This window comes from Maritalea sp. S77, assembly GCF_049801075.1.
GTDB lineage: Bacteria > Pseudomonadota > Alphaproteobacteria > Rhizobiales > Devosiaceae > Maritalea.
Map to the genome: position 1 here is coordinate 311,035 of NZ_JBNAGG010000002.1, position 25,162 is coordinate 336,196.

The 25,162-nt window shown below is 50.8% G+C and carries 26 protein-coding genes; 16 read left to right on the top strand and 10 right to left on the bottom strand.

Features of this window, described 5'->3' with window-relative positions; genetic code table 11:
- Positions 1-119 precede the first annotated feature (119 nt).
- The 3 genes from adh to ACP15Y_RS09255 all read left to right on the top strand — a co-directional run bounded on the left by adh (position 120) and on the right by ACP15Y_RS09255 (position 3,256).
- Positions 120-1,637, top strand: coding sequence for an aldehyde dehydrogenase (gene adh, locus ACP15Y_RS09245; protein WP_424982776.1), 1,518 nt, complete (start codon positions 120-122; stop codon positions 1,635-1,637).
- Between the two features lie 49 nt (positions 1,638-1,686).
- Positions 1,687-2,022: a DUF779 domain-containing protein gene (locus ACP15Y_RS09250; protein WP_133571543.1), complete on the top strand. Its 336-nt coding sequence runs from the start codon at positions 1,687-1,689 to the stop codon at positions 2,020-2,022.
- A gap of 145 nt (positions 2,023-2,167) precedes the next feature.
- Positions 2,168-3,256: an endonuclease/exonuclease/phosphatase family protein gene (locus tag ACP15Y_RS09255; protein WP_424982777.1), complete on the top strand. Its 1,089-nt coding sequence runs from the start codon at positions 2,168-2,170 to the stop codon at positions 3,254-3,256.
- 17 nt (positions 3,257-3,273) lie between these two features.
- Here ACP15Y_RS09255 and ACP15Y_RS09260 read toward each other — a convergent pair whose 3' ends face one another.
- The 3 genes from ACP15Y_RS09260 to ACP15Y_RS09270 all read right to left on the bottom strand — a co-directional run bounded on the left by ACP15Y_RS09260 (position 3,274) and on the right by ACP15Y_RS09270 (position 6,761).
- Positions 3,274-3,666: a GFA family protein gene (locus ACP15Y_RS09260; protein WP_424982778.1), complete on the bottom strand. Its 393-nt coding sequence runs from the start codon at positions 3,664-3,666 to the stop codon at positions 3,274-3,276.
- A 201-nt stretch (positions 3,667-3,867) separates the two neighbouring features.
- Positions 3,868-4,638 (bottom strand): MBL fold metallo-hydrolase, encoded by a 771-nt coding sequence (locus tag ACP15Y_RS09265; protein WP_424982779.1) that lies wholly within the window; start codon positions 4,636-4,638, stop codon positions 3,868-3,870.
- Between the two features lie 143 nt (positions 4,639-4,781).
- Positions 4,782-6,761, bottom strand: coding sequence for a bifunctional 2',3'-cyclic-nucleotide 2'-phosphodiesterase/3'-nucleotidase (locus ACP15Y_RS09270; protein WP_424982780.1), 1,980 nt, complete (start codon positions 6,759-6,761; stop codon positions 4,782-4,784).
- A gap of 196 nt (positions 6,762-6,957) precedes the next feature.
- On the opposite strand from ACP15Y_RS09270, the gene ypfJ reads away from it, so the two are divergent.
- Both ypfJ and ACP15Y_RS09280 read left to right on the top strand, forming a co-directional pair.
- Complete coding sequence (gene ypfJ / locus ACP15Y_RS09275) at positions 6,958-7,863, top strand: KPN_02809 family neutral zinc metallopeptidase (protein WP_424982782.1); 906 nt, start codon at positions 6,958-6,960, stop codon at positions 7,861-7,863.
- 92 nt (positions 7,864-7,955) lie between these two features.
- A complete protein-coding gene (locus ACP15Y_RS09280; protein ID WP_424982783.1) occupies positions 7,956-9,122 on the top strand; it encodes an acyltransferase family protein in 1,167 nt (388 codons plus the stop codon).
- Between the two features lie 54 nt (positions 9,123-9,176).
- On the opposite strand, the gene carA is transcribed toward ACP15Y_RS09280, so the two are convergent.
- Positions 9,177-10,364, bottom strand: a complete 1,188-nt coding sequence (carA, locus tag ACP15Y_RS09285; RefSeq protein ID WP_424982784.1) for a glutamine-hydrolyzing carbamoyl-phosphate synthase small subunit — start codon at positions 10,362-10,364, stop codon at positions 9,177-9,179.
- 259 nt (positions 10,365-10,623) lie between these two features.
- On the opposite strand from carA, the gene ACP15Y_RS09290 reads away from it, so the two are divergent.
- The 6 genes from ACP15Y_RS09290 (at position 10,624) to ACP15Y_RS09315 (ending at position 17,966) form a co-directional block, all read left to right on the top strand.
- Positions 10,624-11,076 carry a GatB/YqeY domain-containing protein gene (locus ACP15Y_RS09290; RefSeq protein ID WP_424982785.1) on the top strand — a complete coding sequence of 151 codons (453 nt, stop codon included), beginning with the start codon at positions 10,624-10,626 and terminating at the stop codon, positions 11,074-11,076.
- 3 nt (positions 11,077-11,079) lie between these two features.
- Positions 11,080-11,598 (top strand): GNAT family N-acetyltransferase, encoded by a 519-nt coding sequence (locus ACP15Y_RS09295; RefSeq protein WP_424982786.1) that lies wholly within the window; start codon positions 11,080-11,082, stop codon positions 11,596-11,598.
- 110 nt (positions 11,599-11,708) lie between these two features.
- Entirely contained in the window at positions 11,709-12,908 is a 1,200-nt protein-coding gene (locus ACP15Y_RS09300; protein WP_424982787.1) for a hypothetical protein, read from the top strand.
- A gap of 9 nt (positions 12,909-12,917) precedes the next feature.
- On the top strand, positions 12,918-14,837 hold the full coding sequence (dnaG, locus tag ACP15Y_RS09305; RefSeq protein ID WP_424982788.1) for a DNA primase: 1,920 nt from the start codon (positions 12,918-12,920) through the stop codon (positions 14,835-14,837).
- Between the two features lie 187 nt (positions 14,838-15,024).
- Positions 15,025-17,013: an RNA polymerase sigma factor RpoD gene (gene rpoD / locus ACP15Y_RS09310; RefSeq protein WP_424982789.1), complete on the top strand. Its 1,989-nt coding sequence runs from the start codon at positions 15,025-15,027 to the stop codon at positions 17,011-17,013.
- Positions 17,014-17,123: 110 nt separating this feature from the next.
- Positions 17,124-17,966 carry an urea carboxylase-associated family protein gene (locus ACP15Y_RS09315; protein ID WP_424982790.1) on the top strand — a complete coding sequence of 281 codons (843 nt, stop codon included), beginning with the start codon at positions 17,124-17,126 and terminating at the stop codon, positions 17,964-17,966.
- Positions 17,967-17,977: 11 nt separating this feature from the next.
- On the opposite strand, the gene ACP15Y_RS09320 is transcribed toward ACP15Y_RS09315, so the two are convergent.
- On the bottom strand, positions 17,978-18,394 hold the full coding sequence (locus ACP15Y_RS09320; protein WP_424982791.1) for a universal stress protein: 417 nt from the start codon (positions 18,392-18,394) through the stop codon (positions 17,978-17,980).
- A gap of 223 nt (positions 18,395-18,617) precedes the next feature.
- On the opposite strand from ACP15Y_RS09320, the gene ACP15Y_RS09325 reads away from it, so the two are divergent.
- The 3 genes from ACP15Y_RS09325 to ACP15Y_RS09335 are packed head-to-tail and all read left to right on the top strand — an operon-like array spanning position 18,618 to position 20,072.
- A complete protein-coding gene (locus ACP15Y_RS09325) occupies positions 18,618-19,238 on the top strand; it encodes a TetR/AcrR family transcriptional regulator (protein ID WP_424982792.1) in 621 nt (206 codons plus the stop codon).
- Positions 19,239-19,249: 11 nt separating this feature from the next.
- Complete coding sequence (locus ACP15Y_RS09330; protein ID WP_424982793.1) at positions 19,250-19,786, top strand: GFA family protein; 537 nt, start codon at positions 19,250-19,252, stop codon at positions 19,784-19,786.
- Complete coding sequence (locus tag ACP15Y_RS09335) at positions 19,779-20,072, top strand: DUF6958 family protein (protein ID WP_424982794.1); 294 nt, start codon at positions 19,779-19,781, stop codon at positions 20,070-20,072. Before ACP15Y_RS09330 ends, ACP15Y_RS09335 begins: the two co-directional genes overlap by 8 nt.
- Here ACP15Y_RS09335 and ACP15Y_RS09340 read toward each other — a convergent pair.
- Positions 20,069-20,941, bottom strand: a complete 873-nt coding sequence (locus tag ACP15Y_RS09340; RefSeq protein WP_424982795.1) for an aminoglycoside phosphotransferase family protein — start codon at positions 20,939-20,941, stop codon at positions 20,069-20,071. The genes ACP15Y_RS09335 and ACP15Y_RS09340 overlap by 4 nt on opposite strands.
- Before the next feature lie 150 nt (positions 20,942-21,091).
- The gene (locus ACP15Y_RS09345; protein ID WP_424982796.1) at positions 21,092-21,568 is read right to left on the bottom strand and encodes a VOC family protein; all 477 of its coding nucleotides are present in this window, start codon (positions 21,566-21,568) and stop codon (positions 21,092-21,094) included.
- A gap of 82 nt (positions 21,569-21,650) precedes the next feature.
- On the opposite strand from ACP15Y_RS09345, the gene ACP15Y_RS09350 reads away from it, so the two are divergent.
- Positions 21,651-22,025: a GFA family protein gene (locus tag ACP15Y_RS09350; protein WP_424982797.1), complete on the top strand. Its 375-nt coding sequence runs from the start codon at positions 21,651-21,653 to the stop codon at positions 22,023-22,025.
- A 1-nt stretch (position 22,026) separates the two neighbouring features.
- Here the strand turns inward: ACP15Y_RS09350 and ACP15Y_RS09355 are convergent, their stop codons facing one another.
- The 3 genes from ACP15Y_RS09355 to ACP15Y_RS09365 form a co-directional block, all read right to left on the bottom strand.
- A complete protein-coding gene (locus ACP15Y_RS09355; protein ID WP_424982798.1) occupies positions 22,027-22,887 on the bottom strand; it encodes a sterol desaturase family protein in 861 nt (286 codons plus the stop codon).
- 58 nt (positions 22,888-22,945) lie between these two features.
- Positions 22,946-23,434: a hypothetical protein gene (locus ACP15Y_RS09360; protein WP_424982799.1), complete on the bottom strand. Its 489-nt coding sequence runs from the start codon at positions 23,432-23,434 to the stop codon at positions 22,946-22,948.
- Between the two features lie 153 nt (positions 23,435-23,587).
- The gene (locus tag ACP15Y_RS09365) at positions 23,588-23,944 is read right to left on the bottom strand and encodes a winged helix-turn-helix transcriptional regulator (RefSeq protein ID WP_424982800.1); all 357 of its coding nucleotides are present in this window, start codon (positions 23,942-23,944) and stop codon (positions 23,588-23,590) included.
- A gap of 130 nt (positions 23,945-24,074) precedes the next feature.
- On the opposite strand from ACP15Y_RS09365, the gene ACP15Y_RS09370 reads away from it, so the two are divergent.
- Positions 24,075-24,788 carry an MBL fold metallo-hydrolase gene (locus ACP15Y_RS09370; protein WP_424982801.1) on the top strand — a complete coding sequence of 238 codons (714 nt, stop codon included), beginning with the start codon at positions 24,075-24,077 and terminating at the stop codon, positions 24,786-24,788.
- The last annotated feature ends 374 nt before the right edge of the window (positions 24,789-25,162 follow it).

Consider the following 25,162-nt stretch of genomic DNA (forward strand, 5'->3'; position numbering starts at 1 on the left):
TGTCGCGAAAGTGAGACAGATTAAGGGCGCGCATTGTTGCGGATGGGCTGACCTTTATTTGCGGGCGATACATGCTGGCCCTCACCCCTTTTGGGAGAAAGGGCATAGAGGAGGATAGAATGAACAAGATTGATATTTCCAAGTCTGCATCGCGTATTTACAAGGCGAAATATGGCAACTTCATCAATGGTGAATTTGTTGAGCCAAAATCTGGCAAATATTTTGAGAACACATCGCCAGTGAATGGCCAATTGCTGTGTGAAGTTGCCCGGTCTAACGAGGCAGATGTTGAAGCTGCGCTGGATGCTGCCCATGCGGCAAAGGACGCCTGGGGTCGCACAAGCCAAGCTGAGCGCGCCGTGATGTTGAACAAGATTGCCGACATTATGGAAGCAAATCTTGACCTGTTGGCCGAAGCTGAAACTTGGGACAATGGCAAGCCGATCCGCGAAACAACAGCAGCTGATTTGCCTTTGGCGATTGACCATTTCCGCTATTTTGGCGGTGTGATCCGGGCGCAAGAAGGCTCGATTGCTGAAATTGACAATGATACGATTGCCTATCACTTCCACGAGCCATTGGGCGTTGTGGGCCAGATCATTCCGTGGAACTTCCCGATTTTGATGGCGACATGGAAATTGGCGCCAGCTTTGGCGGCGGGTAACTGCGTGGTGCTGAAACCGGCCGAGCAAACCCCGGCGTCCATTTTGATCTTGATGGAATTGATTGCGGATGTGTTGCCTAAAGGCGTGGTGAATGTGGTGAACGGGTTTGGCCTTGAAGCCGGTAAACCATTGGCCACCAGCAAGCGGATCGCCAAGATCGCCTTTACGGGTGAAACCACAACTGGCCGCTTGATCATGCAATATGCCAGCCAGAACCTTATTCCCGTGACGCTGGAATTGGGCGGCAAATCACCAAATATCTTCTTTAAAGACGTAACGCGTGAAGACGATGATTATTTCGACAAGGCGATTGAAGGCTTTGTGATGTTTGCGCTGAACCAAGGCGAAGTGTGCACCTGCCCAAGCCGTGCGCTGATCCATGAAGACATTTATGATGAATTTATGGAGCGGGCTTTGAAGCGGGTGAACGCAATTGTGCAGGGCAATCCGCTGGATTCGGCCACCATGATTGGCGCGCAGGCGTCTTCTGAACAGCTTGAGAAGATCTTGTCTTATCTCGATATTGGCCGCCAAGAAGGCGCGGAAGTGTTGGCTGGTGGCGCGCAGGCGCATTTGGGCGGTGATCTTGAGAACGGTTATTACGTTCAGCCGACGGTGTTTAAAGGCGACAATAAGATGCGCATTTTCCAAGAAGAGATTTTTGGGCCTGTTGTGTCTGTGACGACCTTTAAGGACAATGATGAGGCGCTTTCCATTGCCAATGACACGCTTTATGGCCTTGGTGCTGGCGTGTGGAGCCGCGATGCGAACACTTGCTATCGCTTTGGTCGCGCCATTCAGGCGGGTCGTGTGTGGACCAACTGTTACCACGCATACCCAGCTCATGCGGCGTTTGGTGGCTATAAGCAATCTGGCATTGGTCGTGAGAACCATCTCAAAATGCTTGATCATTATCAGCAGACCAAAAATATGCTGGTGAGCTACGCACCACAAAAGCTTGGCTTCTTTTGATCGAACAAAGTGGGGCTGAGAGATCAGCCCCCTTTTTGCGAGGTGCAAGATGGCAGAGCAGAAAGTGACGGCAACAGCTGAAGCGCTGGAGCTGATTGAAGAAATTAAACGCGATCACGGCCCGATTATGTTTCATCAATCGGGCGGGTGTTGCGATGGATCATCGCCCATGTGCTATGCGCAAGGTGATCTGATGATCAGCGATAATGATGTGCTGTTGGGCGAAATTGGTGGTGCACCATTCTATATTGGTGGCGATCAATATGAGGCATGGAAGCACACAAATTTGATCATCGATGTGGTGCCCGGCCGTGGCGGCATGTTCTCGCTTGATAATGGCCGCGAAAAGCGGTTTCTCACCCGTTCTGAGATTTGCTCACTTTAGATTTCACTCTCCTTCCTAGAGTTTGAGCGTAAAGGTCCGGTGCGCCCTCCGCATCGGACCTTATTTAACCCCGTCATTTTTCTGGTAAGATGCGCCTTTATTTTAGTGTGCGTTTTTTATTTTTACTTTGGCAGGGAGGGATCTCATGGCTGAGATTAAATTTGCCGTATGGAATATGGAGTGGCTGAATAATCTTTTTACGGGTGGCAGCAATGGTGCCCCGAGCGTTTTTAAAGATGATGATGATTTTGCTGATCGCGATAAGAAAGTGACCATCGCCAAACGCAAGGCCGATATTGCCTTGGGGCTTGCGCATATTGATCCGGATTTGATGGTGATCGTTGAAGGGCCCAACAAAACGGAAGAATTGCAGCTTTTGTTTGATGAATTGGCATTGGGCGAGTGGCAATGTTTTATCCAAAGCTCAAAATCGATCAACGGACCGGGTCGCACGGATATGTGGAGTTCATCACAATGTGTTGGCATTGCCATGCGGTTGGATGGCAATAAATTTGACGCCCAAACGCCCATGCGGATTTTTGACAGCATGGATGAAAATAATGAGGCGATCTTTGAGGCAAGTGAACCCTTTTGGATGGATATTGGCACCGACAAAATCCCCGAATGGTTCCGGTTTGAACGGCGGCCCGCCTATGCTGAGATCAAGCTGGCCGATGGCGAGATTTTCCGCCTGGTGGGGCTGCACCTTAAAAGCAAGGGGATATTCTCGGCGCATGAATGGTCGCGCTGGTGGGCGATGGCAGATGCCAATCGCGAGCGGCTGTTGGCGCAATGTCGGCAATTTCGCATGGAATTTTTGGACGGTTATCTGCGGGACGATGAAACCAAAGATATTCCGCTGATTGTGTGTGGCGACATCAATGATGGGCCGGGATTTGACACAAGCGAAATGAAGCTGAAAGCCAGTGGGATTGAAACGCTGATGGGGTCTGTGTGGCACCCGGATTTGGCGTTGGGCAATGCGTTGTTTGATCGGTTGAGCGAGAAAGACAAGAAGCGATTGAACTTTGAGGACAATTCAACGACTTCTTTTGCTGATCCGATTTTCAATCACACCTATCATCGGGTGTGGATTGACCACATTCTTTATAGCCGAAATGGCCATGGCCAATGGGTGAAGGATGCGGATATTTTGCGCCAAATTGGTGATGATGGCCCGAAATATTATCAAATATCGGACCATTATCCGGTGGTGGCGCAAATCAGCCTTTAGATGTTGGGGCACGCTGCTTAAGCAGGGTGCTCCATATTTTGCGCGGCTTCATCGCAAATTTCATACCATGATGGTTTTTCGGCGACGAATTCGTGCATTTGGTTTTTCAGATCAAGCTCGCTGTCGATTGCATTGGCGGCGATAGGGAAGCTATCGTCATTTGAAAGAATTTCGCCCAGTGAGGTGCCGCAATTTTTGCAGAAATTGCGCTCATATTTATAAGGCGCTTCTGGCGTGTAGGTTGCCACTTGGTCTTTGCCTTGCACCCATACCAAATCTTCTTTTTTGACAAAGATGATGGCGCTAGCCCCAACCTTGCGGCAGCGGGAGCAATGGCAGGTGCCCAGCATGGACGGTTTGTTTTTCAGCTCAAACTTCACCGCGCCGCAACAGCAGCTTCCTTCGATCATAACACATTCCTTCTATTTGGTTTTTTGTGACGAGTAAATCAAATTTTGCGGGAACAATACGTGAACATATAAGGTGCGTCAATGTCGGGTATGGCAAATCTATGGGAATAATGTTGGACAGATTGGGAGCGGAAAATAGACGAAAAGCCGCACCCCAATGTTTTGGGATGCGGTTTCAAGGAGCAAGAGATTTCGATTAGTTTAGTACCAATCGCCCATTTTGACTTCAGCAACTGCGCCAACCATGTTGGCAAAATCAACTGGGTCTTGAGTGCCGTTGTCGCGGCCACGATAATGGTAAGGATAAACCACTTTGGGTTTGAACTCTGCCACGGCGGACGCTGCTGCTTTTGCGTCCATGGTGAACGGCAAGTTCATGCAGATGAAGGCCAGATCAATCTCTTCAAGTGCGCGCATTTCGGGAATGTCTTCCGTGTCGCCTGAAATATAGATGCGGAAATCATCTACTGTGAGCACATAGCCGTTGTCGCGGCCTTTGGGGTGGAAGTTTTTCCGCTCTTCTGTGGTGTTGTAGGCCGGGATGGCTTCAATGTTCACGGCCTTAAAGCTTGTGGTGCCGCCATTGCCAATTTGTGTGGCGTTCGACTTTAGATTTTCTGGCAACATATCAAACACTGCGGGGTTGGTGATCAAGGGTGTTTCGTCACCTTTAAGGGCAGCCAGCGTTTCCGCGTTGTAGTGGTCGCCATGCTCATGGGTAATCAAAATAAGGTCAGGTTTTGGCAAATCTGCATATTGTGCGGGGTCACCCACTGTATCCACATAGATAACGCCTTCTGGGGTTTCCAGCACCACAGATGCGTGGCTGACAGGGTGCACTTTGACCATGCCATTTGCAGTTTTGAATTCATGCATGCTGTGCCCATCGGCCAAAGCGGTGAGTGGAATAAATGTGATGCCGCCCGCGACGACAGCGCCGGTGCGTAAAAAGTCTCGTCTAGAAAATGTCATGTTTGCCTCCCTAGCAATGATGCCATTGTTACGTAGAAATATGGCGATTGGATGGGCGCGGGGAGGGTGGCTCAGTTCAACATTTTGTGAGGAAAAGGCGGCGCCCGACAAGCGCCGCCCATAAGCAAGGTCTGGGAGTTTGCTTATAGTGTGATGCGGTAAGTGCCGAAACCGTTTTCAGCTTCGCCTACATAATCCACTTTCACCTCGGTTACATCAGCCACATGTTCTTTGGCTTTCGGCCCAGTTTCGAACAGCACAGTGGTGTTTTCCAAAGGTGCCAAAGACCAGTTATTGTCGGCCTTTGGATTGATGGTGCCTTTTTCAACAATATAACGCACAATCACGTCGCGGTTGGTATCTGGACCAACGAAGATGATCACATCGTCGCCCAAGCCTGGGAAGCTGCCGCCGCCTGATGCGCGGTAATTGTTGGTGGCCACTACGAACTTCTGATCCATATCGATCGGTTCGCCATTATAGCGCAGGTCGACAATGCGTGAGGCATCAGGATTGATTGCATCGCCGCCACGTGGTGGATATTTCGATGGCTGTGAAATATCGATTTTGTAGGTCACGCCATCGATCACATCAAAGTTGTAGGATGGGAAATCCAAATTGATGAGCTGTTGATCAGCGGAACCTTTTTCCACCTGATTGAAGATGCCCGCCGAACGCTCAAGCCATTCTTTAACGCCACGGCCATCAATCAACACCGCACGCACGGTGTTTGGATAGAGATAAAGGTCAGCTACGTTTTTGATGGCGACTGGGCCAACTGGCACGTCAGTGTAATAATCCGGGCCGCCACGACCGCCAGCTTTAAATGGTGCGGCTGCGGAGAGGATCGGCAAGCCTTCCCACTCAGTGCCACGCATCATTTGCTCGGTGTACCAAAGCTGGGCTTGAGAGACGATTTGCACAGATGGATCATCGGCAACCAGTGCAAAATAGGAATGCAATTTTGCTTCGGTTTCGCCCACAGCGGTCCGTACATATTCAAGCGTATCGTCATGGGTTTTTTGCACAGATGCCAGAACGGCAGGCACAGATTCGACCAATGGTTTCACTTCGCGCTCAACACGCTCATAGATCGGACGTGCTTCTGACGTGTGAGAAATGATCTTCCACTCATTGCCGCTTTTCTCGATTAACAAATCGATCAAGCCCATGTGTGAACCCCAGAAACCGGGCATCACAGAAGGTTTGCCTTGAAGGGTGCCTTTGGCGGTGTCTACGCCATCGATGCCATCATATTGTGAGCTGGGGAACACATTGTGGTGGTGCCCTGTGAACACAACATCGATGCCTTCAACGCCAGCGAGATAAAGCGAGGCGTTGCCCATCATGTCGGTTTGCGGCTCGCCATTAATGCCAGAGTGGGACAGGGCAACGATCAAGTCAGCGCCTTTTTCTTTCATCAAAGGCACATAAGCTTCGGCCGTTTTTACGATGTCGCGGGTCATCACTTTGCCGTTCAGGTGCTGGAAGTCCCACACCATAATTTGCGGTGGCAAGAAGCCGATAAAGCCGACTTTGATGGTGTGCTTTTCACCTGCGCCATCCATCACTTCTTTTTCAAGAATTTTGAATGGCGACAGCAATGTTTTGTCTTTGGTTGGGTCTTCGCCCAACACGGTGCCCATCACAACGTTGGCACAGACGAATGGGAAGCTTGATCCGGCCAATGCTTTTTCAAGGAATGGCAGGCCATAGTTAAATTCGTGATTGCCGACGGTGGCCACATCATAGCCCAATGTGTTCATGGCGGCGATCATTGGGTGCAAATCACCCTCTTTAAAGCCCCGCTCATAGGCCACATAGTCGCCCATCGGGTTGCCTTGGATCAAATCGCCATTGTCAACCAACATGGAGTTGGTGGCTTCGGCGCGAATGTCTTCAATCAGTTTTGCTGTGCGGGCCAAACCCATCGTGTCGTTGGGGCGGTCAGCATAATAATCGTAAGGATGAATGGCGACGTGAATATCTGTCGTTTCCATCAAACGCAAATGGGCTTGCGCATTGTTGGCCATTGCTGAGAATGGGTGCATAGCAATCATGGTGCCGGCACCTGCCGCGCCTGCTAGAAACGCGCGGCGAGAAATTGAGTTAAAGTGTGACATTATTCCCTCCATGGAATAGCGAAGTAAACACATCGAAACTGGCGCCTTCTTGCCGGGCACCTTTGACGTTTCGATGACGGAATGATGTATGATTTTTGACAATTTGGTCAAAAATTTATTCTGGCCCGGTGGATAAGTGGACAGGGCAGAGAAAAAGTGGCAATTAAATGAACCGGTTAATCAGGGGATAAAAATTATGAAATGGCGTGGTCGGCGGCGAAGCAGCAATGTTGAAGATCGGCGTGGGCGTTCTGGCAGAAGTCGTGGACGTTCTGGCTCGCGTATGCGCATTCCAATGCCACGCGGTCGCGCTGCGAAGGGCGGTGGTGGTGGCCTTGTGATGCTGCTGGTGGTGCTTGGCATCGCCTGGATGATGGGCATCAACCCGCTCAGCCTGTTGAGTGGCGATGTTTCGGGAGGGAGCACCTATAGTCAGCGGCCAAGCGATAATTTGCCAATGCCCAATGCTGGACAGGACGATTTGCTCGACTTTGTGGCGGTAAATCTGGCAGAAACCGAAGATCTTTGGACGCTCGTTTTTGAACAGAATGACCTGACTTATGTGGCGCCAAAGCTGGTGTTGTTTGATGGACAAACCAGCTCACCTTGTGGCGTTGCCAGCGCCCGCACCGGGCCGTTTTATTGCCCGGCGGACCAGAAGATTTATCTCGACCCAGATTTTTACCGACAGCTGCGTGACCAATTTGGTGCGGGGGGCGATTTTGCCCAAGCCTATGTTTTGGCGCACGAAGTTGGCCACCATGTGCAGCAATTGATTGGCACCTTGCCGGAGTTTAACCGCCTGCGGGGGGCGTTGGCGCAAGAAGATGTGAATGCCTATTCCGTGCGGATTGAGCTGCAAGCTGATTGCTATGCGGGGATTTGGGCCAATTATGTAGGTGAGCAGAACTTGCTGGAACGTGGCGACATTCGCGAGGCGCTGAATGCGGCTGAGCAAATTGGTGATGATACGCTGCAAAAACGCACCCAAGGCTTTGCGGTGCCCAAGACATTTAGCCACGGCACATCTGCCCAGCGGATGGAATGGTTCTCGCGCGGTTATGAAACCGGGAATGTGCAGGCCTGTGATACCATTGGTTGATAAAAGTTTAAGGATTAAGCTTAATAAAAGCTAAAGATGGCGAGCGGAGGCGAAGCGGGCGATAATATGCGGTGACTGAGAAGGAACCGACAATGCCTGCTTCCCCTTTGCAAAATGCGCTGCCAAGTGGCACCGAACGCGATGTCACGTTGGATATTTTCCGCGCCGTGGCCATCTTGCTTGTGATCCTATATCAGTACACAGCGCGTTTGCCGGTTACTGCATTTGGTGCAACGGAGCCTTTGGCTTTGCCGATCGTTTTTGGCTGGATTGGCGTCTACTTTTTCTTCATCCTTTCTGGATTTTGCATTTTTTACACCCTAGAGCGCTCGCCGACAATTTGGCGGTTTTTCGCGAAGCGGTTTTCGCGGATCTATCCGGCCTTTGCCGCCGCGGCGATATTGCTGTTCGCGCTGGATCAAGTCGTACCATTGCCGTTGTTGCCGCAATTTGATTTTCGGCCCGTTGCGCCCGATGGGATCGATTTGCTCGGTAATTTGCTGTTTCTGGGGGGCTTGTTTGAATGGGTCAATGGCTCGTTCTGGTCCATCACTGTAGAGTTGCAATTTTATGCGCTGATTGGTTTTTGTGCGATGGCAATCAAACATAGCGGCCAGATGTTGCAGTTTTTCCATCGGGCGAGCTTGATTTTGGCTATTTGCTGGTTGGCGGCCTTTTGGTTGGGCTTGGCATTTGACCCTGCCGCCAAAGCAGCCACCGCGCTGCGCTTGGTGTTAATTGCACCATATTTGCCGTTCTTTGCCCTTGGCGTTTTGGGCGCACAATTGGCGAAGGGGCGTTGGTATCTTTCGAGAGCGTTTAAGCAGCAAATTCTGGTGGCCAGTTTGGTGGTGTTTAGCCAGGCAGTGGAGACTTCACCCTATTTATTCGGCCCGGAAACTTTGATGCCTGTGCTGATTACATTTTGGTTGATCGTACTATTTCGCTCTTACGCTGAAGGATGGCGATTGCCATATATACCACTAGTGACGCCGAGCCTGACGCAAATTGGGCTGGTCAGCTACTCATGGTATTTGCTGCACGAAAATCTAGGATATTTGCTGCTGAATGCTTTGACGCCTCAAGTGGGGTATGCAGCGAGCCTTATGATAGCCATTGTGACAACGGGTGCGGCTGCGTTTATCTTCTCTTGGGCCTTTGAATGGCGGTTCCGCAAAGCGGCGGAATGGTTTGCCGAAAGTATTTTGACGCGCATAGCTGCGCTTTTGCCGAAAAAAATAGGCGAGGGGATGGCTTAAATCCAGCTCGCCTAGAATTGTGTTGCCGCCCGTGGGGTGGCTTTGAAGCAGCGGTTAGGCTGCTTCTTTTTTGTGTGATTTCACATTGTCCATAAAGCGGCCGAACAGATAGTGGCTGTCGTGTGGGCCCGGAGATGCTTCTGGGTGATATTGCACGGAGAAGATCGGCTTATCATTGACCATCAAGCCGCAGTTTGACCCGTCAAACAAAGATTTGTGGGTTTCTGTGACGTTGGCTGGCAATGTATCTGCATCCACAGCGAAGCCGTGGTTCATAGAGGTGATTTCCACTTTGGTGGTGGTCAAATCTTGAACCGGGTGGTTGGCGCCGTGGTGGCCCTGGTGCATTTTTTTCGTTTTTGCGCCCAAAGCGAGGCCCAGCAATTGGTGGCCAAGGCAGATGCCGAAAATTGGCAAGCCGCTTTCGATCAGTTCTTGGATGATGGGCACAGCATATTCGCCAGTGGCCGCCGGATCACCGGGGCCGTTGGAGAGGAAAATGCCGTCAGGATTGAGCGCGAGAATGTCTTTGGCTGGTGTTTGCGCGTTGACCACGGTCACCGCAGCATTTTGATCCACCAAGCAGCGCAGAATGTTTGATTTGGCACCATAGTCGATGGCAACGATGTGATGTTCAGCATCTTCCAAAGCAGAAACGCCTTCGTCCCACTGCCAAGTCTTTTCATTCCATTTATAGGTTTGGGCTGTGGATACGGTTTTGGCCAAGTCGAGATGTTCCAAGCCAGCGAATTTTGCCGCTTCAGCCTTAAGCACATCAATGTCGAAATTGCCTTCAGGGTCATGCGCGATGATGGCGTTGGCAAAACCTTTATCGCGGATCATGGCGGTGAGGGCGCGGGTGTCGACCCCAGAAATGCCGATAATGTTGTTGGCTTTGAGCCACTCATTCAAATGTTCGGCAGAACGATAGTTTGATGGGTTGGTGATGTCGGCTTTAAGCACGCAACCGCGTGCGCCGGGCGCTGACGCCATTTTCACTGTTTCCACATCTTCCGCATTGGCACCGATATTGCCGATGTGCGGGAAGGTGAAGGTGATGATTTGCCCAGCATAGGACAAATCTGTCAGAATTTCCTGGTAGCCAGTGATGGCGGTGTTAAAACACACTTCGCCCACGGCATGACCCGTTGCGCCAAGGCCATGGCCTTCGACAATTGTTCCATCTTGAAAGATAAGCAGCGCTGTTGCTTTGGTTTCTTGCCAACCCGACATTTCGGCCATTCCCTTTGATCTATGAATGTAACCGATCCACCTTTTGGGTGCGACTTTAGGGCAGCTGAGACGTGGCTGCGCGCATGGGCACCTTTTTGGTCTGGATCGGATGGACACTAAGGGAGCAGGCGCAGAAAATCAACTGATTCCGTGAAAGATTTAATCGCACAAATTCAATGACTTAGATGTTTTTATAAACAGGCATTGGCATAAAGGTTAGCCTTAGGTATAACTCAAGCCTTGTTCCAACAGCTAAAGATGATGCTTCATGCGAGACCAAATCAACCAAGCCCTCAAACATGCCTTGAAAAACCGCGAAACACGACGGATGGGCACATTACGCCTGATTAATGCTGCGATTAAAGATCGGGATATTGAGGCGCGGGGCAAAGGCAAGGAGGCTGTAGACGACGCTGAAATTTTGCAGATTTTGCAAAAAATGGTGAAGCAGCGCGAAGAATCTGCGGCTGTTTATGCGGAAAATGACCGTGAAGAATTGGCTGCACAGGAGCGCGCTGAGATTGAAGTGATTCAAGACTTTTTGCCTAAACCTTTGAGCGACGACGAAGTTGAGGCGGCTATCGATGCGGCCATCGAAGAAACGGGTGCACAGAGCCTTAAAGATATGGGCAAAGTTGTCGGTGTGTTGAAGGCCAAATATCCGGGACGGATTGATTTTGGCCAAGCGTCAAAAGCAGTGAAAGCCAAGCTGAACGGGTAAAACATGGTGTTTGCGGTTCAGTTGACCCCAATCCATTTAGATCATGTGCCAGCATTGTTGCGGTTTGAACGTAGCAATGCTGATTATTTTGAGCAATTTGTGCCGCCGCGTCCGCTGAAAATGCTGACGGATAAAGGCATGTTGGATGCGGTAAACGCGCTTTGTGAGGAGGCCCAATCGGGGCAAGGCGCCTATTTTGTCGTGCTCGAGCAAGACGAGGTGATCGCTCGGCTCAATCTCACATATGATGGCGAGCGGGCTGACATTGGTTATCGCGTTGGTGAAGGTCATGTTGGAAAAGGCTTGGCCACACAAATGGTACAACACGCACTGGATAAGCTGAAAGATGATGGGTTCGATGTGGTGACAGCCCACGCTTTGTCGAGCAATCCGGGGTCAGTTCGTGTGCTGGAAAAATGCGGATTTGGTGTGAGCCGCGTTGATCAAGATGGCGGACAGGCTTTCGGCTTTGAGGGTGATGTTGTGCATTTTGAGCAAGTGCTTTTGGTCGACCAAAACTGATTGTGCATGGCTACGCGCGGCAATTGCTTTTCTGCGCCATTGGGCTTTAGATAGTTTTTTCAATATTTATATTTTTTGTACGAGCGGTTTCGACCCGCAGGGAGACAGTAATGCGACACATTGTTTTGGGTATAGTTCTCAGTCTTGGTTTGGCCGGTTCACCGCTTTATGCGCAGGAAATCTCACCTTCCCCGCTGAGCGGTGTGATCAAAGCTGACGGCTTATCTGCCGGCGTTGCGTTTGCTGAACAGCAGCCAGATGGTGATCGCAAACAATTTGCATTGGGGGCGCTGTACACTTTGCAGGCTGTCGAACATATTTTGCAGGTGCGCTACAATAATTATTCTGGCCGTTTGCCACTGGTGCCGGGTGGCACAACCCAATTGCGGTTGAACCCGAATGCCAAGTTTGATCCTGCCTTTATCGAAAATGCACTGGTTGGTGCAGCCGACGCATTGGCCACGGCGCAGGGTCATTTAGAAGATCTTGGCGAAGACGAGTTTGCATTGGTGATCAATCTTGATGACATCTGGTTTGATGTAGACGCAGATGGGCAACGTGCGGATGATGAGGGGCTTAGGGCTTTCCTCGGGGCAGCGCTGAACGTGCCTGCACCAGAAGAAGGGCAAATGCCGATTGTGCAATTTGACCGTGCTGATGGCCGCTGGTTGTTGGCCTACACCCATGTGTTGCAAGGCATGGCAGAAATGGTGCTTTCCGTTGATCCCACGCCAGCGATGACCAAGGTGACCGACGGCGTGGCGCACATGCGTGAACTGGGCATAGTGAAACGCGATCCGATTTTTGGTGATGACAATATTATCGATACGATTGCGGTGATCATCAACGCGTTGCACGGCCCTGCCGATCAGACGAGGACGCAAAAGGCATTGGGGCATTTCCAAGCCATGATCGCGGCCAATAAAGAGTTTTGGCGCTTAGTGGCATTGGAGGAAGATGATCAGGCAGAATGGTTGCCCAACCCGAGCCAACAGTCAGCGTTTGGTGTGCCTGTGACAGCAGAAGTGGCTGCAGGCTGGCAAGATGTTTTGGACGAGCTGGAATCTGTGTTGGCGGGCGATGCGTTGGTGCCATTTTGGCGAGTTGAGGGGCACAATGCTGCGTCAGTTGGCATTAATATCAATAAGTTTTTGACTGCGCCGGGTGATCTGGACCTGTTTTTGATGGTGCATGGGGCTGCGTTTGCGCCTTATATGGAAAAGGGTCGCGTGGTTGATATTGATGTGTTGGAACGCTTTTCTGAATTGACGGGTGGCCAAGGGGGCATGTTTGCCCTGTGGTTTAATTGATAGGTCGATATGCGCTTTAGTGATCAGTTTTTGGATGAAATTCGCGAACGCCTGAATATTTCTCAGGTGGTGGGCGAATTTGTAACCTGGGACAAGCGCAAGTCGCAACCGGGGCGGGGGGACTTTTGGGCCTGCTGTCCCTTCCATGGAGAAAAGACACCTAGTTTTCACGCGGATGATCGTAAAGGCATTTATCACTGCTTTGGCTGTGGGGTAACGGGTGACCATTTCCGCTTTCTGGTGGAAAAGGGCGGCCTAAGCTTTCCTGAAGCGGTGGAGCGTTTAGCAGGGCAGGCGGGCGTACAAATGCCCGCACGTGACCCGCAACAGGAGGCACAGCAGAAAAAGCGCAACAGCCTTTATGATGTGATGGAACTGGCGACTCAATATTTTGAGCAGGCGCTGGCAGCAAATGTCGGCGCGCGGGCGCGTGGCTATTTGAATGAGCGTGGCGTCGCGCCGAAAATCCAAGAACAGTTTCGTTTGGGTTTTGCACCGGACAGCCGGAACGGGCTTAAGGAGTTTTTGGCACAAAACCAAGTAACCGCGCAGCAAATGATTGCGTGTGGCTTGCTGGTTGCTGGTGACGATATCGCCGTGCCATTTGACAGATTTCGCAATCGGCTGATGTTTCCTATTGAGGACTTTCGTGGCCGCGTGGTTGCGTTTGGTGGGCGGGCTATGTCGCCGGAAGCGCGGGCGAAATATCTCAACTCACCAGAAACAGAGCTCTTCCACAAACGCCGCACGCTTTATAACGGCCAAATGGCGCGGCAGGCGGCACATGATGGCAAGCCGCTTGTGGTGGTTGAAGGCTATATGGATGTGATCGCCTGTGTGCAGGCAGGATTTCATGGTGCGGTGGCGCCCTTGGGCACCGCGTTGACCGATGAGCATTTGGGACTTTTGTGGAAAATGACGCAAACGCCCATATTGTGTTTTGACGGGGATAGTGCGGGGCAACGCGCGGCAGCGCGATCTATGGATGTGATGTTGCCCATGTTGAAGCCGGGGCAGAGCGCAAAAATTGTAACTTTGCCTGAAGGTGTTGACCCGGATGATCTGATCAAAAGTGAGGGGCGCAAAGGTTTTGAGGATTTGTTGGCGAGTGCTGTGCCGCTTTCGCAGGCGATTTGGAACCGTGAAACACAGAATGCCAATGTGGAGACGCCGGAGGCGCGGGCTGAGCTTGAAGCGCGCATCCGCGGCTTGGCGAATGAGATTGTCGACCAATCCGTAAAGAAACATTACGGGCAAGCCTTCAACGACATGCTCTATCGCTATTTTCGGCCGCAGGGAAAGCAGCAATTTCGGCGGAACAACAATGCTGGCCGTTCCGAATATGGTTCGATCAAAACCAATGGCCGCAAAAGCTACGCCCCAAGTTCTAGCCTTATGCAGCGGCTGAAAAGCACAAGCATTGGCTCCATCCATCCGCGCGAGGCGGTGATTTTGTTGGGGCTGATCAACCATCCGGAATTGGCCGAACATCACATGGAAGATTTGGCCAATTTGGAGCTGACCAGCCAGGCAGCCAGCCAAATGCTGGACTTGCTGATGAATGCCGTGGCGATGGATCCCGGCATATTGGCGGAGACATTGCGTGGGCAGATTGAACAACGCGGCATGTTGGACGTGTTGAACACCATTACCGATCAAGTGCGCCGCCAGGGCATTTGGCAAGTGGACCAAAAAGCGGACAAAAGTGATGCCGAAATCGGCTTAAATCACGCTTTGGCCTTGCATTATAAATCAGTTCGATTAAATAAAGAACTGAAAGCGGCCGAATTGGCACTTGGAAATGACCCAAGTGAAGAATCTTATGAACGGCTACGCGACATACAGAACCAAATATCCAGTGTTGATGGCACGGAAGCTTTGATCGAAGGGTTTGGTTCGTTATCTGGGCGCTCGACGCGGAACCTTTAAGCTTTATTTTTTAAAAGCAGAGGGGTCGCTCGGCGGTTTTCGCGTATTTGACGTTCAAATACTCTCCAAGGTAACGAATGTGAAATGAGATTTGGGTATTCGCTAGGGCAGAGCAAATATCCGTACCTTGTTCGGAGCGAGATAAACGCAGGCAATTCTGTCATCCCCGCGTTCAGGAGAACAATGAATGGCGACAAAGGCTAAGAAAGAAAACGAGAAGCAGGAAGGCAGCGCCGAAGGTCAAGACGGCCCGCTCCTCGATCTTTCAGCATCATCCGTCAAAAAAATGATTCGCGCCGCGAAAAAGCGCGGCTATGTGACTTATGAAGTGCTGAATGAAGTTTTGCCTTCAGATCAGGTCTCATCAGAACAGATTGAAGACGTGATGGCGATGCTTTCTGAGATGGGCATCTCAGTGATCGAAGAAGATGAAGCCGAAGAGCGCGAAGCTGAAAAAGAGTCCAGCAGCACGGAATTGACCGTTGCGACGGGCACAGCTGTTGCGTCCAAGTCCAATGCGCGTGAAGGTTCCGACCGGACCGACGACCCGGTGCGCATGTATTTGCGCGAAATGGGCACGGTGGAGTTGCTGTCTCGTGAAGGCGAGATTGCGATTGCGAAGCGGATTGAAGCTGGTCGTGAGACCATGATCGAAGGGCTGTGCGAAAGCCCTTTGACTTTCCAAGCGATTATTATTTGGCGCGAGCAATTGGCTGAAGGCGAAATTTTGCTGCGTGACATTATCGACCTTGAAGCGACCTATGCTGGGCCAGACGCAAAAGAAGAGCCGACTATTCCGGGCGAAGGCGAAAACAACAAGCCCGCGGAAGAGGAAACTAAGTCTGAAGACCAGTCTGGTGAAGATGGTGAAGGCGACGATGATGACGATGATGATGAGTTTGAAAACAATCTGTCATTGTCAGCCATGGAAGCTGAGCTAAAGCCACAAGTTGTTGAAACTTTTGATCTTATCGCCAGTACTTACGCAAAATTGCGCAAGTTGCACGATGAGCAAGTTGAGCAAAAACTGGCTTCAAGCACCCTTTCAGACAAGCAACTGAAAAAGCTAGATACGCTGAAAGCTGAAGTGATTGCGGAAGTGAAGTCACTTTCTTTGCACAATGGCCGTATCGAAGCGCTGGTTGAGCAACTTTATGACATCAATAAAGGTTTGGTGCGCATTGAAGGCCGCTTGCTGCGTTTGGCGGAAAGCTATGGCATTCAGCGCGAAGACTTTTTGAGCGAATATCACGGCAATGAACTGGCCCCTGATTGGGTGGATACTATTTCCACCTTGCCAAAGCCGGGCTGGACCAATTTTGCTGTGGCTGAGCGCGACATGATTGAAGAGTTGCGTGAAGAAATCAAAAACCTTGCCACTGAAACAGGCATGGATATTTCTGAATATCGCAAGATTGTTCATAAGGTGCAAAAAGGTGAGCGCGAAGCTGCCATTGCGAAGAAAGAAATGGTTGAGGCGAACCTGCGCCTCGTGATTTCGATTGCGAAGAAATACACCAACCGTGGTTTGCAATTCTTGGATCTTATTCAAGAGGGCAATATCGGCTTGATGAAGGCGGTTGATAAGTTTGAATATCGCCGGGGCTATAAATTCTCGACTTATGCCACATGGTGGATTCGTCAGGCGATCACACGGTCTATTGCTGACCAGGCGCGCACGATCCGTATTCCGGTGCATATGATCGAGACGATCAACAAGATCGTTCGGACATCGCGTCAGATGTTGCACGAGATTGGCCGGGAGCCAACACCAGAGGAGTTGAGCGAAAAGCTGCAAATGCCTTTGGATAAGGTGCGCAAAGTGCTGAAAATCGCGAAAGAGCCGATTTCTTTGGAAACGCCAATTGGCGACGAAGAAGACAGCAATTTGGGCGACTTTATTCCGGATTCAAATGCGGTACAGCCGATTGATTCTGCGATCCAATCTAACCTGCGTGAAACCACAACACGGGTTTTGGCCTCGCTTACGCCGCGTGAAGAGCGCGTGTTGCGTATGCGTTTCGGCATCGGCATGAACACTGACCACACGCTTGAAGAAGTGGGCCAGCAGTTCAGCGTGACGCGTGAACGTATTCGTCAGATCGAGGCGAAGGCATTACGTAAGCTGAAGCACCCAAGCCGCAGCCGCAAGCTGCGTAGCTTCTTGGATAGCTAGGCTAGGCTATCGCAAACCAAAGAATTTAAGGCGCTCCATTTCCATAGGGGCGCCTTTTGTTTATGTGTAAATGGTCGATTTAGTCTTCTTGCCGATATTGGAGAGTGAGCATGGTAGAGCCGAATGATGCCGCCGCACGCCGCGCCGTTGAACCGGTCATTTGCTACCCGATTGAAACTCTGCCGCAGCCTGACATGGCTGCATATAAAGGGTTCAGAGCGCAAGCAACAAAAATTGATGAAGTGGTGGTACCGCCGCGTGATGCATTGAGCTTTAATGTGCCCGCGGGCGGCTTTTTCCGCATTACGTCGGTTGAGGGGCCGCAGGTCGGCGATCTCAATTTGTGGAATGCCAACGACCTAACAGAACGTTTTTATTCAGGTAAAACGCGGGCGTTGCACAGCACCCATGTGACCGATGGGCATCGGCTTTGGTCCAGTTTTCCAACTTTGCGCCCGATGGCAACAATTGTTGCGGATACGCTTGATTGGTATGGCAAGGACGAATTTGGCGGTTCCGTTCATGATGTGATTGGTACACGATGTGATCCCTACACCAACAATTTGCTTTCAGGCGGCCAATATCACCATTGTTGCCATTCCAACCTGACTCGTGCATTGGCGGACGCCACAGGCTTGCCGCTGCGCGAAGCTGAAGCGCATGTGCATGATGTGCTTAATGTGTTTATGTGCACAGGCTTTACCCGCGACACGGGACAATATTTTATGAAAGCCAGCCCCGTGCGGCCCGGCGATTATCTAGAGTTTTTTGCCGAAATGCCGCTGCTCGGCGCGCTTTCGACATGTCCGGGCGGCGATTGTTCGGCTGAGCATTCCTCAGACCAAGCCGCATGTTTTCCGCTTTTGGTCGAAGTGTATGAAACACCGGCTGACGCGCTCGCGGATTGGCAAAGCCCTTCGCCCAGCGGCTATGATCGCAGCCACGGACGATAGGCTCCATCATGTCAGGGGCGAACGAGCATCACTGAGCACTTCGCGTGTTGTGCGACTTTGCCCCCATTTGACGGCCAAACATATTCGACTGCGCCGGGCACATGGCTTGCCATCACGACAAGATCTGCGCCGGTTTTATCAATTGCTTTGATCAGCGCTGCTTCAATTTCAATGGATGGATCGTTTGCTTTTTCCATATGCGCGCTGGCATCAACGCCATATTTTTCCACTTCACCATCAGCGAAGTTTTGCAGCTTTTGGCTATATTCTTCAGGATTGTGGGCAATAGCACCCGGAGCTGAGGACGTTACGCCCACATAAATAATGGGCAGGCCATAATGCTTGGCCAAATCCGCTGCGCAATCCAGTGCGCGGCCCAGTTTATCGATGTGCGCCAAGTCTACTGGTGTGATGATTTTGTTGAACATATTCATGCTCCTTTCGTCTTGCCAGACACCGAACAGCCCATGAAAACGGCCATTGCTTCGTCACTGAACCGTTTTGCGGGGCAGTGGGAGTCTGTCAGGCAATGCTACATCCCATCATAAAGCACGCATTGATCTGAGTCACATATGGCTGGGGCGAAGGATGGGGGCTTTACGCACGGAAGGTGGGATTTGACAAATACATACCGCGTGGTATGTATTTTGAATGCCACGCCCAACCAAGTTTGCACCTGAGCGCGGGGAAGCGCGCACTCGATTGTTAGAAGCCGCGCGGGATGTGATCCGCGCTAAGGGATTTGCTGCGACGACGGTGGCGGATGTATGCAAAGCTGCGGACGTGACCAAGGGCGCGTTTTTCCATCACTTTGAGAATAAGGATGCGCTCGGTGTTGCGGCGGCGGAATTTTGGGCAGAAACCACGTCCACCTTTTTTGAAACTGCGCCTTATCATCAGCATAAAGACCCGTTGGAACGGGTGTTGGCTTATGTCGACTTTCGCAAGTCGATCATAGAGGGAGAGCTTTGGGCTTTCACCTGCTTTGTGGGCACCATGGCGCAGGAGGTGCACGATGTTTGCCCCGATATTCGCGATGCCTGCGGCAAAAGTATTTTCGGCCATGCGGCGACACTTGAGGCGGATATTGAAGCAGCCATAGAGCAATATGGCATTGCAGATGATTGGACTGCTGCAAGTTTGGCGCGGCACACGCAGACCGTTATTCAAGGTGGTTTTGTTTTGGCAAAAGCAGGCAATGACCCCGCGCTTGCGCGTGAGGCGCTCGATCACCTTTCACGTTACATCAAACGACTTTTTTATCAGGCATAATGGGAGGCGATATGTCCAATTCGACGCAATTGAATTGTAAATGCGGGCAAGTGAAATTGGAGGTGAAGGGCGAGCCATTTCTCGTGTCTGAATGTTTATGCACCAGTTGTCGCGCAGCGGCGCTGCGCTTGCAGAAATTGCCTGGGCTCACTGATATGTTGACCAGCTATGGTGCAACTGGCTGCGCTGATTTTCGGAAAGATCGCGTGCGCATCTTGGCGGGCGCGGATCAGCTGAAAGACTTTCGGCTAAGCGCCGAAGCCGGCACTCGCCGGGTGGTGGCAAGCTGCTGCAATACGCCAATCTTTATGGAAATGAAAGGCGGGCACTGGTTGAGCATCTATTTGGATTTGTGGCCCGAAAATGCGCGCCCACAGGTGGAGCTGCGCACCATGGTTGGCGATTTGGATGATGCCTCCGCCGTGCCAAATGATGTGCCGAACCTTAAAACCCATTCTGTGAAATTTTACGGCAAATTGCTGGCCGCTTGGGTGGCGATGGGGTTCAAAACGCCTAAATTTGAAACCGGAGGTGCACTTGATGTCTGATGATAATATTGAAATTGAGAATGTGAACAAGCCCGGTTACACGGAGCGGGTTAATCGAGAAAAATACATGGCGATGCGCGACGCTTTGTTGGCTGTTTTGCCCGCAGAAATGCCCGGCATGAAAGTGCCAGATGCAAAGCAAGCTTTGCTGCCATTGCTGCCGGATACATTATTCCCCGAGGGAAAGACAGCTGGCTGGTGGCTGAAAGCGGTTCAGCTTGATCTGGAAGCCAAAAAGATCATCGTGCGGGCACCGAGTAAGCCGGTGCAATTGTCAAAAGTTTAGACTTGCTCGTCTAGGATTTCTTTCAAGGTGCGCGCTTGGACACCGTTTTGGTCAGGGCTGGATAGGCCTGCCAATGTGACAAGGCTTTTCCATAAAGCCCATGCTTTGGCGCGTTGCCATGTATCTTGATCAATTTGAAGTGTGGATTGGAATTGCGTGCGCTCTGGTTCGGAGAAATAGGTCCATGCGATGGCATAGTCGCAAGCAGGATCGCCTACGCCGCAGGTGCCGAAATCAATAAGAGCACTTATCTCGCTATCTCGCATCAAAATATTGCCAACGGCAATGTCACCATGAAACCAGACAGGCGAGTGTGACCATTTACTCCCAGTAGATGATTGCCATATGGCAAGGCAACTTGTTGTATCAATTTGGCTTTCAAGTAGGATTAGGCTTTGGTGTACTTCATTTTCATAAATGGTCGGGTGGCAACCGCGATAAAATGAATGAGCGCCTGCTTCAAGCGTTGTAGTGGCCGGGGCGTTTCGCAGCTCGATCAGCAGATTTGCCAGTTGAACGGCAAATGCACTTTTGTCTTGCGGTGGCGCGATGTCTAAAGTGTCGCCACTTTGCCAATATCGAATAGACCAAGGAAGTGGATAGAACTCTGTCGGTTCGCCTAAAGCGTAAATTTGGGGCAAGGGAACAGATAGATGTGGCGCAAGTGCAGTGAGGGCAATAGCCTCTTTTTCAACGGCGGCAGCGTAACCCTCTTCGCTCGGCAGTCGTATTGAAAGTTCCTCGCCCAGTCTGAAGGTGCGATTATCCCACCCTTGTCTCTCAACGGGTTGAATTGGCAGGTGTTTAAGTTGCGGAAATTGTTCTGCAATCAGGCGGCAGACCAGTTTATCGTCAATTGTGAATGCCAATTGTGTGTGCTCCGTTTTTACCGAGCCTAAAAAGCATGATCAGTTTTGTCATCTTGAAAGCCGTATGCTGTGGAGAAATGCGAGTATTGTTGCCAGATCGTGACAATTAAGCCGAGGCGCGGGGGGCGTCTCGGCTTTGTTTGGTTGGGTCTATGGCTGATCAAACAGGTTTTGGAAGCGCTGTTGTGCTTCTTCGCTTGGTTTGTCGAAGAAGGTGAATCTGTTGCCGTCGGGATCGATGACTTCAAGCATGGGCGGTGCCATGCCTTCGGTTGTGATGCCGCTATGTTGCCAGTGCTTTTCGATGCGCTGCGCTAGGGCGTTGAGTTCGCCTGATGCATCATAGATGATGGTAGTAGGGTGCGGCTCACCGGGGACCAACAATATATCTTGATATTTTCGTCGGCGTAGATGGACCAACATTGGGGGAGCTTTAGGATCTGGTTGATTGGCGAACATGATGCCGAATCCTAGGGTTTTGACGAACCAGTTGGCTAGTTGCTCGGGGTTAGGTGTGGCCAACTGAATATATGAGGGCATGGGATAGAGATCGAATTGGTTGAATTGACCAAGCTGTTCCGGCTCGCCCATAAATTCTTGTGGTACATCTGGCAAAGTGGGGTGCATTTTACATCTCCTATTCAGTTTGAGATGGTGTTGATGCACTATCACGTTGCGTGAGGGTCAAGCAGGCAAATGGAGATGGCATATGAACCAGTATGAAGGCGGATGTGCGTGTGGCAATGTACGGTTTGTGGCGCAAGGTCAGCCAGATCGGGTGGGCATTTGCCATTGCATGGATTGCCGCAAACATCACGGGGCCTTATTTTACGCAGCGGCGGTTTATCCAGAGAACTTGGTTACCATTACGGGGGGCAGTAACCAATTCGAGGGACGGCATTTTTGCCCCAAATGCGGCTCCTCTGTCTTTGCACAAACGGGCGATGAAGTTGAAGTGCATTTGGGCGCACTAGATGCACCCAGCCAGTTTGTGCCTGAGTATGAATTATGGACGGAACGGCGAGAAAATTGGCTGCCCGCATTTGCGGGCACCACATGTTTTAGGCGTGACCGAGAGCATTGAGCTAGGCGCGCTTGCCACCAGCTTGCGATCGCTTTTTCTTCGCGTCGAACAGTCCAGCAAAGGGATGAAGCAGCAATCCATGAAGGGTGAAGGATTTAGGTTTTTCGCTATCAGGTAGCCCCATGATCAGGTTTGCTTCGCCGGATTTCGGGACAGCGATATAAGTGCCGAACAATCGATCCCAAAATGAAAAGACCTGTCCGAAATTGGAGTTGCCCTCACGCATATCAATGGAATGATGTGTGCGATGCATATCAGGCGTGACGATGACCAAACGCAAGACGCGATCTAATGCGGAAGGCAGGGTGATGTTGGCGTGGGCAAACATGTTGTGCAGTGTGCCGACGCCCGCATAAATGATCAGTGAGAGCACTGGAAATCCGAATGCGATGGCGATTGCAAGCGTGAGAAGAAAGCTGCCAATCGTTTCGAACGGATGGTGCAACACGCCTGTGGACGCATCCACAGTTTCGTCCGCATGATGAATGGAATGTAGTTTCCAAAGCGGCAAGATCTTGTGCGACAGGACATGATACACATAGACTGTGAGGTCGAGCACCAAAAAGCATATCAAATAGATGGCAGCTGTCGGAATCTCAGCTCTTGAAATGCTATATATTTGCAGATTTAGAAACAAAGTTATGAGGTCGACATAAAAATATGTCTTGAAAAGCCAAATTGTAAGCTGGGTGCAAACGGCCAAACTTAAAACGGCAAAAAGGCGTGAAAGCGCAACATTTCGGGTAACTTTGGGGAAAAATCTTTCCAAGGGGAGAAAGAAGAGGATCAACGCGATTATGAGAATCCAATGCGTTTGATCTAGCGAGAGATAATATAGAATTTGTTGGCCAAATTCGCTCAATTTTCAAACCTTGAAGGTGAGTTGGGCGCACTCTTGTGCGCCCAACGGAATTCGATTTCTAGCCTGGTGGTGGAAGGGTCGTCATGCTGCGTTCCGGAGGTCCACCATAGGTTGATGCACCAGCATAGGGGGCGAAGCTTCCATCAAAGCCGACATGTACGCCACCTTCAAGATGTTTGATTTGGGCGCCAACTGCCAGGATGCCTTGATTTTCGCCAAATTCGAAACCAACGCCAGCCAAACCTTGAACATCGGGATTACCGAATACGCCCATCAGGCGAATGGTCGGCAAAAAGTTTTGGTCTGGACCGAAGGGGACAGCGACATCAAAAAGGGCGCCGGTCACAACGTTATCTTCGCTTGTGTTGGTGGTGCGGACTGCGCCAACGACGCTAGGTTTAACGACGTCACCAAACTCAAATCTCAGGCCAATCGAAACAGTTGTATCCGTTACGGGACCATAAGTCGGCGGAGCTGTTCCGGCGAATGCTGTTGCCGGGATCAGCAACATAACGATTAAAGACATTAGTCTGAAGATGCTTCGCATTTCAGCTCCCCCAAAAATAATTTGTAATGTCTTATTCGTAGCCAGATTTATGCCGTTTGGCAAGCTATCGGCTTCCATGAATGTCCGCTGATCCCCCGATAACGTGGCTTTTCAATTTGAGATTGCGTTTGCCAGTTAGTGCGAGGAGCACGATTAGGCTGCTGTGTGCAGCTCTGCCATTCGCCGCAATTTTTCCCAACTGTAGAGTTGCAACAGGATGGGCGCGAGCTGTTTGCCATTTTCTGACAGGTCATAAAATACGCGCACACGACGTTCTTCTGTCGGGGTGCGGGTGATTAATCCATCGGCCTCGAGTTCACGCAATTGCTCGGTGAGAACCTTTTTGCTGGCTTTGGGCAAAGTGCGGGAAATCTGTGCGAAGTGCATTTTGCGCTCTGCCAGCATGTGTAGCAAAATCGGTTTCCATTTGCCGGAGAATGTTTGCACAGCAGCTGCCACGGGACAGTTGAGCACATCATCTGCATAAAGCTCTGGGGGATCGATTTTCATGGTCACGTCTCGCCTTTGATCATTGAGCGATAACTTAATGCGAGTTGAGTGCAAAGGCTATAGGGCACAATTTTGTAACGGATTGTCAGCCCATTTTTGACTGCTTAAATGGCAGCAAATGGAGATGGATATGATTTATAAAATACAACGTGTGCCGATTTTGCCATTGGGTATGATCAACGCTTTTTTGCTGCAAACCCAAAAGGGCGCAGTGCTGGTGGATACCGGGATGACGGGCACTGAAGGTAAGGTGGGCGGACAGCTTAAGAAAATGGGTTTGGGGTGGGATGATTTGAAACTTATCATCGTTACCCATGGGCATGTTGACCATGCGGGCAACGCGGCCAAACTGCGAGAGCTTAGTGGTGCACCTGTTGTGATCCACCAAGCGGAAGCCAAATATTGTGCCGGAGAGGCGAAAATGAAATTGTGCCCAACCGGATGGGTGGGGCGCTATCTTTATCGTCGAGGATTGCCGTTAGAGCCATATACTTATTTCTCGCCCGACATTGTGATGCATGACCATGACGAAATGGACCTGCGACCTTATGGACTAGAGGGGCGCGTGATATTTACGCCGGGGCATACACCTGGTTCGATTTCCGTTTTGCTGGACGATGGGCAAGCGTTTGTTAGCGACTTGTTGGCAAGCGGCTATGCGCTTGGCGGGCTGTTGCCAGTTGATCGACCACAACGGCCACCATTTGAGGAAGAGCCACTTGAAGTGGCCAAAGCGCTGGAAGAGTTGCTGGATATGGGGAGTAAGCAATTTCACGTAGGGCACGGATTTAAACTGAGTGTGAAAGCGGTGGAGCGGCATGTTCATATGCTGCGTTCGCTTTGATCATTGCTGCCCGAGAGCGATAAAAGCCGCCGCAGGACAGCAGGAAAAAGGGATGTTTCAACGTAAGATTTTGAAATGACTCACGAAGATTCTGTGCTGCGAATTTAACGGAATCACTTTTTGAGGTGAGCAAGATTTGAATGCCAAACGTTCAAAAATGGTTTGGCTGAAGTGGGTTGCGCGATTTTATTGAATCATTTTGTTAATTGGGTCGACATGGTGAAACCAAATAGGAAAAGTTTGATTGGGAAGATTGCGTTTGCTTGGCCAAAGTTGAACCGAAGTGCAATTTTGAATCTAATTCCAATGAGTTGCAGTAATTTCTTGAATCAGATCATGAGGCGCAGTCGAATGACTGTGTGGCAAGTCCTAAC